We start from the raw sequence: 13,513 nt of genomic DNA on the forward strand, positions 1-13,513 counted from the left end.
GATCAATTAAGGTGCCAATTTTACGGCTGCTGCGCAGCCGAACGGGAGCAAGCTCCCTCGCCACAAGAGCGTCAGAGGCTGAACCCGCCATCCAGTGGAATGATGTTCCCGGTCACCGCAGGCCAGGTGATCAGCCGCGAACGCGCAGGGTCAGGCCCTTGAGGAAATTGCGCAGCAACTGGTCGCCACAAGGGCGATAGTTGGTGTGGCCGAACTTGCGGAACAGTGCGCTCAGCTCAGGCTTGGAGACCGGAAATTCGGCGGCCTTGAGGATGGCGTGCATGTCGTCTTCTTTCAGTTCGAAGGCCACGCGCAGTTTCTTCAGGATGATGTTGTTGGTGACTGGCAGCTCGATCGGCTGCGGTGGACGGCTTTCGTCCTTGCCGCGCTTGAAGAACACCAGGCCATCGAGGAAGTGCGCCATGACCTCGTCCGGGCAGCGTACGAAGCCTTCTTCGTCTTCTTCTTTCTTGTCGAGGTACGTCACCAGGTCGGGCAGGGTGACATCCATGCCGCCGAGCTTGATGATCTCGATGACTTTTTTGTCACTGATGTCGAGCATGTAGCGCACGCTGCGCAGTACGTCGTTATGAATCATGTGTGCAGTCCTGATCATTCAGCTGTGGGCGTTGCCGTTAACGGCGACGCCGAAATGTGTGGCGGCCTTAGAATTTCTCTTTGGCAGACAGATAGCGCCATTGGCCCACCGGCACTTTGCCGATGGAAACACCGCCGATACGGATGCGGCGGATGGCGACGACCTTGAGGCCGACAGCCTGGCAGAGCAGGGCGATGATCCCCGGTTGCGGGTTTTTCATCGCGAAGCGCAGGCGATTTTCGTTCTGCCAGCTGGCTTTGACCGCTGGCAGTTCCTTGCCTTTGTACGACGGGCCGTGGGTCAGGCGGTTGAGCCCGTGAGCGACCATGTCACCTTCGACCTCGACCACATACTCTTGCTCGATCTTGCTGGCATCGGCAGTGAGTTTGCGCAGGATCTTCCAGTCCTGGGTGAACACCAACAGCCCGCTGGCGTTGGCCTGCAGGTCGGCGCTGGCGGTCAGGCGCAGGAAGTGGCCCTTGAGCGGACGTTTGCTGAAGCGGTGTTCTTCGCTCAGGGTCTCGGGGCCGATCAGTTGCAGGGCGGTCTCGGCGTCCATGCCCGCTGGCGCGTGCAGCAGGATGGTCACGGGTTCCGGTGCGGTAGCCTTGGCTTCGGGGTCGAGTTCGACTTTCTGGGTGTCGACCTTGAACTGCGGCTCATCGATGACTTCGCCGTCCACGGTGACCCAGCCGCCCTCAATGAACAGCTCAGCCTCCCGACGGGAGCAGCCGACGAGCTCGATGAGGCGTTTGGAGAGACGAATCGGGTCAGTCATGACAGGGAGCCGTTACAAAAGGGGGGAGGCATTGTACCTGCCTCGCGCCGGTTAATCGCGGGTCCATTTGCCTCGTGTGGCTTTTAGCCGCGCCGCGCCTGTTGATTGGCCTGTTTCAAACGCATGTGCAACAGCGGATAAGGCTGGCCCATGCCATCGATCTCCGAGCGTCCGATGACTTCGAAACCCTGTTTGAAATAAAACCCCAAGGCTTGCGGGTTTTGTTCGTTGACGTCCAGTTGATCGGCGTTGAGGTGTTCCATGGCGTAGTTCAGCAGTTGTTTGCCCAGGCCCTCGCCACGGTGTTCGGGGGCGATAAAGAGCATTTCGATCTTGCCTGCCGCAACGCCGGCGAACCCGGTGATGTGCTGGTGTCGGTCGCGGGTGCAGATCAGCATGACGGCATCCAGATAGCGGGTAAGCACCAGGTTTTTCAGTAGCTCGATGTAACTGTCCGGTAAAAAGTCATGCGTGGCGCGGACCGACGCCTCCCAGACCCGGGTCAGTTCTTCATAGTCGCTGTGTTTTGGTGTGTGGATGACCGAATGATGGCGCATGCCCGCCTGCCCCTTGTGCCGTGAGTGAGGTTGAATCCTCTTGCTGAACAATACGATAGACGTAAAAAAGCCCCGCATCTCGTGAAGAGAGCGGGGCTTTTCATATTTTTTGCGTTTAGATCTGTTCAGCCCACAGGTCGTATTCGTCGGCGTCGGTCACTTTGCACCAGACTTTGTCGCCCGGCTTGAGGTTGCTGCCGTTGTCGATGAATACGTTGCCGTCGATTTCCGGGGCGTCGAAGAAGCAACGGCCAACCGCGCCTTGCTCGTCGACTTCATCGACCAGCACTTCGATTTCACGGCCGATGCGCATTTGCAGGCGCGCCGAGCTGATGGCCTGCTGGTGCGCCATGAAGCGATCCCAGCGGTCTTGCTTGACCTCGTCTGGAACGATCTCCAGATCCAGATCGTTGGCCGGTGCGCCTTCAACCGGCGAGTACTGGAAGCAGCCGACGCGGTCGAGCTGGGCTTCGGTCAGCCAGTTCAGCAGGTACTGGAAGTCTTCTTCGGTTTCGCCGGGGAAGCCGACGATGAAGGTCGAACGGATGATCAGGTCCGGACAGATCTCGCGCCAGTTCTTGATGCGCGCCAGGGTCTTGTCTTCAAACGCTGGACGTTTCATCGCCTTGAGCACTTTCGGGCTGGCGTGCTGGAACGGGATGTCCAGGTACGGCAGGATTTTCCCGGCGGCCATCAGCGGGATCAGCTCATCGACGTGCGGGTACGGGTAAACGTAGTGCAGGCGAACCCAGACGCCGAGGGTGCTGAGCGCTTCGCAGAGTTCGGTCATGCGGGTTTTCACCGGCGCGCCATTCCAGAAACCGGTGCGGTACTTGACGTCAACGCCGTAGGCGCTGGTGTCCTGGGAAATCACCAGCAGCTCTTTAACGCCGGATTTGACCAGGCGCTGGGCTTCGTCGAGCACATCGCCCACTGGACGGCTGACCAGTTTGCCGCGCATCGACGGGATGATGCAGAAGCTGCAGCTGTGGTTGCAGCCTTCGGAAATCTTCAGGTAGGCGTAGTGACGCGGCGTCAGCTTGATGCCTTGCGGCGGCACCAGGTCGATCAGCGGGTTGTGGTCCTTGCGCGGTGGCACGACGTCGTGCACGGCGTTGACCACTTGCTCGTACTGCTGCGGACCGGTGACGGCCAGCACGCTCGGGTGTACGTTGCGGATGTTGCCTTCTTCGACGCCCATGCAGCCGGTGACGATGACCTTGCCGTTTTCCTTGATGGCTTCGCCGATCACTTCAAGGGATTCGGCCTTGGCCGAGTCGATGAAGCCGCAGGTGTTGACCACCACGACATCGGCGTCCTGATAGGTCGACACGACGTCATAGCCTTCCATGCGCAGTTGGGTGAGGATGCGCTCGGAGTCGACCAGTGCTTTCGGGCAACCCAGGGATACGAAACCAACTTTAGGGTTGGCCGGCGTTGTGGTGGACATGTCTAACCTCGGTGTTTTGTGACGCCTCCAGCCGACAACGGCAAGGCGACAGACGGGCGCTTGACGCGCCTCTGATCAAAAAGTGCGCAATTCTAGCGGTGGTCAGCGCAGTTGACCAGCTTTATGGAGGGAAATACGACGAGTGCTGCGCTATGCTTCGCGCCGTTACACCCAGGCGTATTTTTTAAGTCAATAAATCGCCTGTATCAATAAGTAAAACAGCGCATGCTGCACGGCAGTCTGCGCAGATTGGCAAAGCTCAGGCGCTTGTTCGTGTCGTGCTTTTTACATGAAGCCCCGGTCTTGGTGGCAGGAGTGGTTGATGGGTCAGGCAAGTAGTCAGGCAGTAGGCTCAGCGCATTCCGGGGCAGCAAAGCCCTTGGGAATGTTGGTGGCGGCGGTCGGGGTGGTTTATGGCGATATCGGTACCAGCCCGCTCTATACCCTCAAAGAGGTGTTTACCGGCGGCTATGGGGTGCAAGCCAACCATGACGGAGTATTCGGGATTCTGGCGCTGATTTTCTGGTCGCTGATCTGGGTCGTCTCGATCAAGTACGTGTTGTTCATTCTGCGTGCCGACAACCAGGGCGAAGGCGGGATCATGGCCCTGACCGCGTTGGCGCGGCGAGCCTCGGCATCGTATCCGCGGCTGCAATCGGTGCTGGTGATCCTCGGTCTGATCGGCGCTGCGTTGTTCTACGGCGACAGCATGATCACCCCGGCGATTTCCGTATTGTCGGCGGTGGAAGGTCTGGAGCTGGCATTCGAGGGCCTCGAACGCTGGGTCGTGCCGTTGTCGCTGATCGTGCTGGTGGGGTTGTTCCTGATCCAGAAACACGGCACTGACCGCATCGGCAAGTTGTTCGGTCCGGTGATGGTGTCGTGGTTCCTGGTGCTGGGTGTACTGGGGGTACTGGGTATCTCCCGGCATCCGGAAGTGCTGCAAGCGCTGAACCCGATCTGGGGTGTACGCTTCTTCGAGGTTCACCCTGGCATAGGCATCGCGATTCTTGGCGCGGTGGTGTTGTCGTTGACCGGCGCTGAAGCGTTGTATGCGGACATGGGCCACTTTGGTCGCAAGCCGATTGCCCGTGCCTGGTTCGCATTGGTGCTGCCGGCGCTGGTGCTCAACTACTTTGGTCAGGGCGCGTTGCTGCTGGAGAACCCGGACGCCGCGCGTAACCCGTTCTATCTGCTGGCACCGGGCTGGGCATTGATTCCATTGGTGGTGCTGTCGACACTGGCCACGGTGATCGCTTCCCAGGCGGTGATTTCCGGTGCGTTCTCCCTGACCCGTCAGGCGATTCAGCTCGGCTACATCCCGCGCATGTACATTCAGCACACCTCAAGTGCCGAGCAAGGCCAGATCTACATCGGCGCGGTGAACTGGACGCTGATGGTCGGCGTTATTTTGCTGGTGCTGGGTTTCGGGTCGTCCAACGCCCTGGCCTCGGCTTACGGTGTGGCGGTCACCGGGACCATGTTGATCACCAGTATTCTGGTGGCGGCGGTCATGCTGTTGCTGTGGAAGTGGTCGCCTATCCTGACGGTGCCGATCCTGGTCGGCTTCCTGCTGGTGGACGGGCTGTACTTCGCCGCCAACGTACCTAAAATCGTGCAGGGCGGTGCCTTCCCGGTATTGGCGGGGATTGTGCTGTTTATCCTCATGACCACCTGGAAACGCGGTAAAGAGCTGCTGGTGGATCGACTGGATGAAGGCGGTCTGCCGTTGCCGATTTTCATCAGCAGTATTCGCGTGCAGCCACCTCACCGGGTCCAGGGTACGGCGGTGTTCCTGACCGCGCGGCCGGATGCGGTGCCCCATGCGTTGTTGCACAACTTGCTGCACAACCAGGTGTTGCATGAGCAGGTGGTGTTGCTGACGGTGGTTTACGAGGACATTCCGCGGGTGCCGACACAGCGACGGTTTGAGGTCGACTCCTACGGTGAAGGGTTCTACCGGGTGATCCTGCACTTCGGTTTTACGGACGAACCGGATGTGCCGCAAGCGCTGAAGTTGTGCCATCTCGATGAACTGGACTTCAGCCCGATGCGCACGACTTACTTCCTCAGCCGGGAAACGGTCATCACCTCCAAGCTCGTCGGCATGGCTCGCTGGCGCGAGGCGTTGTTCGCCTTCATGCTGAAAAACGCCAACGGCAACTTGCGGTTCTTCAAGTTGCCGGTGAACCGGGTGATTGAGCTGGGTACACAGGTAGAAATGTAAGCCTCACAAAAAGCCCCCGTTGCCAGTTTGGTAACGGGGGCTTTTTCGTCTCTGTGCCTTTAGTTGCTTTCAGGCCGCGGGTCTTCGGATTTGGTCTTTGTCCGGGCCGGTCGCGGGGTCAGGACCTTTACCACGTCATCAATCACTGCCTTGCTCATTGCCGTCAGATAATGCGCGGCCCAGGCGTGGCGGTCGGTGCCTTTTGCGAAGGCGGCATCCTGAGCAAATGATCGGGCGAGGAACAGCAGATCAGAGGCCTGTGACAATGCATCAACGATGGGAACACCGGCGCGGACGTTGAATAAGGCCCGGTCCGAGCAGTAGATGAGAGGGGTCAAGCCGATGGTTTTCAGTTCTGAAGTCGCGGAAGAATCTGTTTTGGTCATGGTGTTACTCCTGGGTTCAAGGAGCCGCCACATTCGTTTCCAAGCGAATGGGTGACGGCTGTACGCAGGTTGGAAAACCGGGAACCTAGGAACCGGCACGCCCGAAGGCGTCCCACGCACAGCCGCCATAACACAGGATTGCAGTCGTAAAAAACTCTGCAGTCATGATGGGGTGCTGTTGCGCTACGGTTCGACGGGTTTCCAAGCCCGATCGCTGAAAGCACAGCGACGTCCGGAGAGTATCCCGTCGAAGAAAAGCGCAACAAGGCATCAAAGTGCCCCAACGCAAGATTCGGAGTTTGCCTACAAGGTCTGCGAGCGTCATCCGATATTTCGACACCTTGAGTAAACGAAAGTAAACGCGGCGAGCGATTTACAAGCCGCTGGGTGCTTGCGCAGTTGTTATTCCAGCGACAGTGCGTTGACTGTTCATTTGGCCTGGGTTAGCGACTGTCCTTTGTCCTGGGACTGAGGACAGTGCTCACAAAAAAGCCCCCGTTACCTTGCGCTAACGGAGGCTTTTTGTTGAACTCGGCTCAGGTCACTGTTCTGCGACCTTGTCCTTGTTCTGACGCTTCTCGATCGCATTGACCAGACGTTTGGCCAGGGCCGGGTAGTTCTCGTCGAAGTGGTGGCCGCCCGGCAGCTTCAAGGCTTCACCCACAGCGGTCTTGTCGGTGCAGCCACTCTCGGCGATTTCTTCTGCGCCGTAGATGCACAGGACCTTGTCGGCGGGCAGCTTGGCCATTTCCGGGCCGGTGTCGGCCTCTTTGCCGGCATTGCCGAGCCAGCCTTCGACCTGGATTTCGAAGCTGCCGGTGCGGGCAAAGGCCAGCAGGATGATTGCATCGACCCGTTGCTGTTCGCTTTCCGGCATACGGTTGTAGATCGCTGGCAAGACGTCGGCACCGAACGAATAGCCCGTCAGGATGAAGCGTTTGGTGCCCCACTTCTGACGGTAGTGCTGCATCAGTTCGGTAAGGTCAATGGCGCTTTGCTCAGGGCTCTTGTGCTGCCAGTAGTAGCGCAGGGTGTCGATGCCGACCACCGGGTAACCGATCTTCGCCATTTCACCGGCTACGTCACGGTCCAGGTCACGCCAGCCGCCGTCACCGGAAAGGAACAGGGTGACGGTGTCCTTGGCCTGGCCGGCGGGCACTTCGACCACAGGAATGTTCAGGCCGCCGTTGCCCTTGTCAGCGCCGACGAGGAGCTTGCGCAGTTCGTTGTTGAGGACTTGCGGCAGGTTGATGTCGTAGTCGCTGATGCTGGTTTCGGCATTGGGTTGATCGCGCACGAAGCCGGCGCTGGTGTCGTCCGGGTTATCGTTCCATGCGACCAGCCAGTGACCGTGGGCTGCGCTTTTTGGCAGCTGTTGTGTACAGCCGGGTTTTTCCAGCGCCAGGTCTACTGAAACGGCCTGGGACTTGTCGTCCTTCTGCTCGGCCAGCCAGCGCCAGGCCAGGATGGCGCCAGGGCCGATACCGCTGACCAGGGTCGCTGGGCCCTTGAGCTGCTGGAAGGCGGCCTGCAGGGCATTACCTTGCTGCGCGCAGTCCGTGGGCAGGACCACCTGAACGATTTGCGCGGCACCGCCACGGCTCAGGGTCATCAGTTGCTTGTCGCTGAGCTTCTGATCTTCGTTCACCGCGACGACCACCTGGGCACGCGGCGTGGTGCCAGGAATGACCCGGGTCATTGCCGGGCCATCAACAGGCGTCAGCAGTTCGAGGGTGGGCTCGGGGGCCGGGCGGCTCCAGTACCAGTAACCGCCACCGAGGATCACAGCCAGTACCACCAGAGTGGCTAATACATACCGCCAGGAGCGTTGAATCATCAGCGTTTCACCAATCCAGTCAAGCCGCCCGCAATCAGGGCGGCGGTATCGGCCAGTGCCACCAGCGGATCGAGTCCGGCGGGCACGGCCATGTAACGAGGTTCCCAGTCAGGCTGGAATTTGTCCTTGAAGCGGCGCAGCCCCTGGAAGTTATAGAGCTGCTCGCCACGGCGAAACACCATCGAGCCGAGGCGTTGGGTCAGTGGCGCGCCACGACGGGGTTGCAGACCCGACAGCGGCACCATGCCCAGACTGAAACGTGCATATCCATGATTTTTATAATGTTGAATCAGGCCGACCATCATGAACTCCATGGTCAGCTTGGGCGCATCCGGGTGTGCACGCATCAGGTCGAGGCTGGCCAGGTCGTGGCTATACGTCTCGAGCAGGTTGGCGAATGCCACCGGGCGACCTTCAAAGTGAATGATCGCGATACGGAAGTGCTTGAGGTAATCGTCGCTGAAACGGCCGAGGGAGAAGCCTTTTTCACGAACGTTCTTGCCGGTCAGCCAGGCATCGGAAATGACCTTCAGCTCCTCCATGGGGGCTTGACCCGGTTCGTAGATTTCCAGCGACAGGCCATCGCGGGTGCCACGGTTCCAGGTGTAACGCAGGTCCTTCATCTCTTTGCCCTTGGCCTCGAGATCAAAGCGATGCAGGTCAACCCGCGCTTCTTCGCCCAGTTTGATCGCGGTCAGGCCGATGTCCATGTAGTACGGCAGGTTTTCGGCGCGTACCTGATAGAACACCGGACGGGCGTGATGAAGGTCGCAGAGGTCACGGAACTGCCAGATCATTTCCGCGCGTTGCTGGGTCGGGCCGATCGGGTCGTACAGGGCCACCAGGCTGCGGCCACGACGCGCATACATCAAGAACGCTTCGTCGTTAGGGTGAAACAGTAGCGCCTTGTCACCGGTCAGGGCGAGGCCGCCGTCCGGTTGCGATGAGGCCATCAGGATCTTCAGCGCCTTATCCAGTTCTGCGGCGTCGGGCTGATGAATCACCGGGCGCGCGGTGCGCAGCAGCCAGGTCAGAGACACCACCACCAGCAGAACGGCCGCCCCGAGCAACGAGCGCAGGCCGCGCGGGGCATCGGAATCCAGGGTGAACTGCCACCACAATTGATGGCTGTACGGCACATCCTGATAGGCGAACAGCAGGAGCCAGATCGAGGCACCCAATACGCACAGGCTGGCCACCAGGTATAGCGGCGAGAACGGCACTTCGGTCAAGCGGCTTGGGCGGTAGAAAGAGCGACGGAAGATCGCCAGCAGGCTGGCGGTCAGGATCATCAGGCAGGCTTCTTCCCAGTCGAACCCTTTGAGCAGCGAGAGCACGGCACCGATCATCAGCAAGATGGTGGTCAGCATCCACGCGGCCGAGAGGCGACGACGCAGACCTTGAGCCAGCAACAGGCAGAGCACGCCGATCAGGCTGGCACCGAAGTGCGAGGCGTCGACCAGGCGATGGGGAATCAGGAACCCGATGTGTTCCAGACGGGTGTCGATTTCCGGTGTCGCACCGGAGAACAGCAATACCACACCAGACAGGAACACCAGGATCGCCAGTACCGGCGCGGCCATGCCCGAGGCGGCGCGCAGCGATTGACGGGTGTTGAACAGGCGCTGTGCTTCATTGATCAGCAGCAGGACGCAAGCCGCCAATAGCGGCAGAACCACATAGATCAGGCGATACAGCAGCAGGGCGGCGGCCAGTGGCGCAGCGCCGAGCTTGTCGGCGAAGGCCGCCAGCAGAATCGCTTCGAATACCCCGACGCCGCCCGGTACGTGGCTGAGCACGCCAGCGGCCAGGGCCAGCAGATAGACCAACAGGAAGGCGCCGAACGGTGGCGCTTCCGGCAGCAGCAGATACAGCACGGTCGCGGCGGCTGCCACGTCCAGTGCGGTAATCACCAATTGCAGGAAGGTCAGGCGACGACCCGGCAAGCGTAGCGTGCGTCGTCCGATGCGAACCAGCAGATTGTCCGTATACGGTTGTTCTGGCAGGCGGCGGCGGTAGAGGCCGATGGCCAATACCGAGCACAGCAGCAACACGGCAATCGCAATGGCGCCCAGCAACGGCTGCGACACATGCAGCGCGATGGAGGCAGCAGGCAGGTTGCTGAGTGTCGCCAGGGCCGCGAGCGGCGGCAGGGCGCAGCCCAATGACAGGCTGGCAAACAGCGTCATGTGGGCGACTTCCGATGCCCCGAGCCCGTGACGTGCGTACAGGCGGTAACGCACCGAACCGCCGGACAGCAGCGAAAGGCCAATGGCGTTACCGATGGCGAATGCGGTGAAGCCACCCAGAATCATGGTGCGCGGCGGCAAGTTCACGCCAGCGTAACGCGTGGCTGACCATTCATAGCCGAGCAAGATGATGAAGCCGGCAATGGTTGCAGCCAATGCGCCGAGCAGGGCCGGCTTCGGCACTTCCAGAATCGAGTCGTGCAGGGCGTAGAGATCCAGCTCGCTTAATAGATGGCGACAGGCAATCAGCGCGATAGCGAACAATAGCAGTGTGACCGCCAGGCCAATGGGCTGACGGTACTTGCTGACCAGATCCAGCCAGTGCAAACGGGTGGCTGTGATCGGTTGTGTCGCTGTGACGGTGTCTTGTAAATCAGACGAGTTGGCGCGCATCAATCACCTCTTGGATTGTGCGCGACAGGATGGGGGTATCCAGCCAAGTTACCAATCCCTGTAGAAAAAAATAATCACAAATATTAACGCGTATCACCGAGCATTGGGGATTACGCACATTCAATCGTAGAGAGGCTTGCCTGCGACTCAGCATAGCCTGATCTGGTGGACCCTGAAGGGTGCCAAAGGTTCGTAGAACATTGCCAGATCATTGTTGCGAAAGGACTTTTCTACAGATACAAAAAAGGCCGCTCTTTCGAGCAGCCTTTTTTGATGTTTGGTTGCGGGAGCCGGATTTGAACCGACGACCTTCGGGTTATGAGCCCGACGAGCTACCAGACTGCTCCATCCCGCGTCTGTGTGGCGGCATTCTACAGGCGATCGCCTGAGTGTCAACCGTTAATAGCCTGCTTGGTCAAATTAACGTTAATTAGCGTCGGACGGTTGCTGCGCTCAGGTTAAGTATAAGAAGCGCAAAGGGTTTTTTCCTGGCTCTGGCGACAAGAGGGAAGGAGGGGTGACGAAAAACACACGCGCACAAAAAAGGCCACTCTTTCGAGTAGCCTTTTTTGATGTTTGGTTGCGGGAGCCGGATTTGAACCGACGACCTTCGGGTTATGAGCCCGACGAGCTACCAGACTGCTCCATCCCGCGTCTGTGTGTCGGCATTCTACAGAGGATCGCCGGGCTGTCAATTGCTAATTGATAAAAATCTGTTCCTGTTCAATCGCTTAGCGTATCAGTCAGACAGTCGAATTGGGCTTGAGGGCTTGCTGTATAAGGCTTTCAGCTCTATTGACGGGTTTGTTTCGATTGAAAAAATAAATCCAGTGCAGGCATTTTCTTCTGCTATGAGATAAGAAATCAGGCACTGGTGCTATATACAGTTGTCAGTGAGATACTGGCGATCCGGTTCGCCGTAGTCCTTTTTCCTTCATTGAACACTGCCTTATATGACGCAGCGCAAAATCATCCACGTCGATTGTGACTGCTTTTATGCCGCCATCGAGATGCGTGACGACCCGACTCTGGCGAGCAAGCCGCTGGCGGTGGGTGGCTCGGCGGATCATCGCGGAGTTATCGCGACGTGCAACTATGAGGCGCGGGCTTACGGGGTGCGCTCGGCCATGTCCTCACGGCATGCCTTGAAGCTGTGCCCGGACCTGGTCATCGTCAAGCCGCGCATGGATGCCTATAGAGAAGCGTCGAAAGAGATCCAGGTGATTTTTCGCGATTACACCGACCTGATCGAGCCACTGTCGCTGGATGAGGCGTACCTCGACGTGTCGGAAAGCACGCATTTCGCTGGCAGTGCCACGCGAATTGCCCAGGACATTCGGCGCCGCGTCTCCAATCAGCTACATATCACCGTCTCGGCGGGTGTAGCGCCGAACAAGTTTCTCGCGAAGATCGCCAGTGACTGGAAAAAGCCCAACGGATTGTTTGTGATCACGCCGGATCAGGTCGAGGACTTCGTCTCGCAGTTGCCGGTGAGCAAATTGCATGGTGTCGGCAAAGTCACTGCCGACAAGCTGGCAAAGCTCGGTATTGCCGATTGCCTGCAGTTGCGTGAGTGGAACAAGCTGGCGCTGGTGCGCGAATTTGGCAGTTTTGGCGAGCGTCTGTGGAGTCTGGCGCGTGGGATCGATGGTCGGCAGGTGCAGAACGACAGTCGCCGGCAGTCGGTGAGTGTCGAAAATACCTACGATGTGGATCTGCCGGATCTGCTTAGTTGCCTGGATAAACTACCGGACCTGCTGGAAACCCTGAACGGGCGTATGGCGCGGATCGATAGCAGCTACCGGCCGGGCAAGCCGTTCGTCAAAGTGAAGTTCCATGATTTTACCCAGACGACACTGGAGCAGGCCGGGGCAGGGCGTGATCTTGGTAGCTATCAGTTGTTGCTGACTCAGGCGTTCAATCGGGGTGGCAAACCCGTGCGTTTGCTGGGGATTGGCGTGCGCTTGCAGGATCTGCGTGGCGGGTTCGAGCAGTTGGATCTGTTTGAGCGGTAGGGTCCGATCGGGGGCAAGCGCGTTTGACTCTGTAGGAGCAAGGCTTGCCCGCGATGCTTTTAAGCTTTAGTTCGGCCCTGGATCCGCCACCAAACGCCCGGCATCCTTGGTCAGCGACTTGAGAAACTCGCTTTGCAACTCGGGATCGTTGCGGGTCAGTTCGATCAGGCTTTGTTCCAGCTCGCTGGCTTCTTCTTCCAGGCCCAGCTCCGACAGGCGTTTGACCCGGTGTACCCACTGGCTCACTTCGTCGTCTTCGAGGTCGTCGTAAATCAGCGTATGAGCTTCCAGCAGCTTGCTGCGCAAGGTGCTGCTGATCGTCAGGGACGAGTCGGTGTGCACATCGTCCTGAGCATCTTCAACAGTAATCTGCAGCTTGCCGATACGGTTCAGGTCCTGTTCCGCGAACGGGCTGTCCAGCAGGTTCAAGCGCAACACGCCGTTGCGGTCGGTGGTGAGCTCGAAGGTCTGCGTGCCGGCCTTGACCTCTACCGGGCGCTCGCTCCATGGCAGGCTCGAATATTCCATACGCTTATCACGCTGGACTTCATCGATACCGGCCAGGTTCTGTTGTGCGCGACCATGGGACTGTATGTTCATGAACGGGTTGAGCCCGGCAATGCCATTGCTGATCCAGTCCTTGGTCATGCTGTCTGGCAGGTTGCCGAGGGCGAACACGTTGGCGATGTTTGCGCCGACGCCGCCCACCAAAGTCACCGCGCCCAGCGGAATCTCGTAGACCTTGCGCCAGGGTTGGTAAGGCGTGTAGCGATCGTAGCGCCGGGTGACATCGTACTCGGTGACCTCGAAGGTCTTCTGCTCGTGAATCCGAACCCGGCGTTGCGGCAGCTCAAGCACCTTAGGCTCACCGACATCGATCTGCAGGCTGTGATCGAGCAGTTTGCGCTCGATGCGTTCCTCGTGCTCGCTGCGTTGTGACATCTGATTGGCGCAGCCGCTGAGCAACAGGGTGCCGCACAGGGCGGCACCACCGAGGTTTAAGGTGTTTCGCTTGAACATGAC

The 13,513-nt window shown here is 59.1% G+C and carries 10 protein-coding genes and 2 tRNA genes; 2 read left to right on the forward strand and 10 right to left on the reverse strand.

Going from position 1 to position 13,513, the window contains the following annotated elements:
* Positions 1–130: 130 nt before the first annotated feature.
* The 4 genes from AO353_RS16860 to rimO all read right to left on the reverse strand — a co-directional run bounded on the left by AO353_RS16860 (position 131) and on the right by rimO (position 3,383).
* On the reverse strand, positions 131–598 hold the full coding sequence (locus AO353_RS16860) for a DUF1456 family protein (RefSeq protein ID WP_019692130.1): 468 nt from the start codon (positions 596–598) through the stop codon (positions 131–133).
* A gap of 67 nt (positions 599–665) precedes the next feature.
* A complete protein-coding gene (locus AO353_RS16865; protein ID WP_054595975.1) occupies positions 666–1,376 on the reverse strand; it encodes an rRNA pseudouridine synthase in 711 nt (236 codons plus the stop codon).
* An 83-nt stretch (positions 1,377–1,459) separates the two neighbouring features.
* The gene (locus AO353_RS16870; protein WP_054595976.1) at positions 1,460–1,933 is read right to left on the reverse strand and encodes a GNAT family N-acetyltransferase; all 474 of its coding nucleotides are present in this window, start codon (positions 1,931–1,933) and stop codon (positions 1,460–1,462) included.
* A gap of 115 nt (positions 1,934–2,048) precedes the next feature.
* Positions 2,049–3,383: a 30S ribosomal protein S12 methylthiotransferase RimO gene (gene rimO / locus AO353_RS16875; protein WP_054595977.1), complete on the reverse strand. Its 1,335-nt coding sequence runs from the start codon at positions 3,381–3,383 to the stop codon at positions 2,049–2,051.
* 385 nt (positions 3,384–3,768) lie between these two features.
* Between rimO and AO353_RS16880 the strand changes: the two genes are divergently transcribed.
* On the forward strand, positions 3,769–5,610 hold the full coding sequence (locus AO353_RS16880) for a potassium transporter Kup (RefSeq protein ID WP_371917631.1): 1,842 nt from the start codon (positions 3,769–3,771) through the stop codon (positions 5,608–5,610).
* Between the two features lie 59 nt (positions 5,611–5,669).
* Here the strand turns inward: AO353_RS16880 and AO353_RS16885 are convergent, their stop codons facing one another.
* The 5 genes from AO353_RS16885 to AO353_RS16905 form a co-directional block, all read right to left on the reverse strand.
* A complete protein-coding gene (locus tag AO353_RS16885) occupies positions 5,670–5,996 on the reverse strand; it encodes a DUF3077 domain-containing protein (protein ID WP_054595979.1) in 327 nt (108 codons plus the stop codon).
* A 541-nt stretch (positions 5,997–6,537) separates the two neighbouring features.
* The gene (locus tag AO353_RS16890; RefSeq protein WP_054595980.1) at positions 6,538–7,833 is read right to left on the reverse strand and encodes a virulence factor family protein; all 1,296 of its coding nucleotides are present in this window, start codon (positions 7,831–7,833) and stop codon (positions 6,538–6,540) included.
* Positions 7,833–10,475, reverse strand: a complete 2,643-nt coding sequence (gene mprF, locus AO353_RS16895) for a bifunctional lysylphosphatidylglycerol flippase/synthetase MprF (protein ID WP_054595981.1) — start codon at positions 10,473–10,475, stop codon at positions 7,833–7,835. Before mprF ends, AO353_RS16890 begins: the two co-directional genes overlap by 1 nt.
* 278 nt (positions 10,476–10,753) lie before the next feature.
* Positions 10,754–10,830 (reverse strand) — tRNA-Met (locus AO353_RS16900).
* A gap of 222 nt (positions 10,831–11,052) precedes the next feature.
* Positions 11,053–11,129, reverse strand: a tRNA-Met gene (locus tag AO353_RS16905).
* A 299-nt stretch (positions 11,130–11,428) separates the two neighbouring features.
* Here AO353_RS16905 and dinB point away from each other — a divergent pair.
* A complete protein-coding gene (gene dinB / locus AO353_RS16910; protein ID WP_054595982.1) occupies positions 11,429–12,490 on the forward strand; it encodes a DNA polymerase IV in 1,062 nt (353 codons plus the stop codon).
* Between the two features lie 66 nt (positions 12,491–12,556).
* Here the strand turns inward: dinB and AO353_RS16915 are convergent, their stop codons facing one another.
* Positions 12,557–13,510 carry a hypothetical protein gene (locus tag AO353_RS16915; protein WP_054595983.1) on the reverse strand — a complete coding sequence of 318 codons (954 nt, stop codon included), beginning with the start codon at positions 13,508–13,510 and terminating at the stop codon, positions 12,557–12,559.
* Positions 13,511–13,513 lie beyond the last annotated feature (3 nt).

Origin of the sequence: Pseudomonas fluorescens, from assembly GCF_001307155.1 — a bacterium.
Lineage (GTDB): Bacteria > Pseudomonadota > Gammaproteobacteria > Pseudomonadales > Pseudomonadaceae > Aquipseudomonas > Aquipseudomonas helvetica.

Bases quoted from the DNA above. Each gene is read 5' to 3' on its own strand.
- dinB (WP_054595982.1), top strand. From the start codon at position 11,429: ATGACGCAGCGCAAAATCATCCACGTCGATTGTGACTGCTTTTATGCC.
- AO353_RS16860 (WP_019692130.1), bottom strand. From the start codon at position 598: ATGATTCATAACGACGTACTGCGCAGCGTGCGCTACATGCTCGACATC.
- AO353_RS16870 (WP_054595976.1), bottom strand. From the start codon at position 1,933: ATGCGCCATCATTCGGTCATCCACACACCAAAACACAGCGACTATGAA.
- rimO (WP_054595977.1), bottom strand. From the start codon at position 3,383: ATGTCCACCACAACGCCGGCCAACCCTAAAGTTGGTTTCGTATCCCTG.
- AO353_RS16880 (WP_371917631.1), top strand. From the start codon at position 3,769: ATGTTGGTGGCGGCGGTCGGGGTGGTTTATGGCGATATCGGTACCAGC.
- mprF (WP_054595981.1), bottom strand. From the start codon at position 10,475: ATGCGCGCCAACTCGTCTGATTTACAAGACACCGTCACAGCGACACAA.
- AO353_RS16865 (WP_054595975.1), bottom strand. From the start codon at position 1,376: ATGACTGACCCGATTCGTCTCTCCAAACGCCTCATCGAGCTCGTCGGC.
- AO353_RS16885 (WP_054595979.1), bottom strand. From the start codon at position 5,996: ATGACCAAAACAGATTCTTCCGCGACTTCAGAACTGAAAACCATCGGC.
- AO353_RS16915 (WP_054595983.1), bottom strand. From the start codon at position 13,510: ATGTTCAAGCGAAACACCTTAAACCTCGGTGGTGCCGCCCTGTGCGGC.
- AO353_RS16890 (WP_054595980.1), bottom strand. From the start codon at position 7,833: ATGATTCAACGCTCCTGGCGGTATGTATTAGCCACTCTGGTGGTACTG.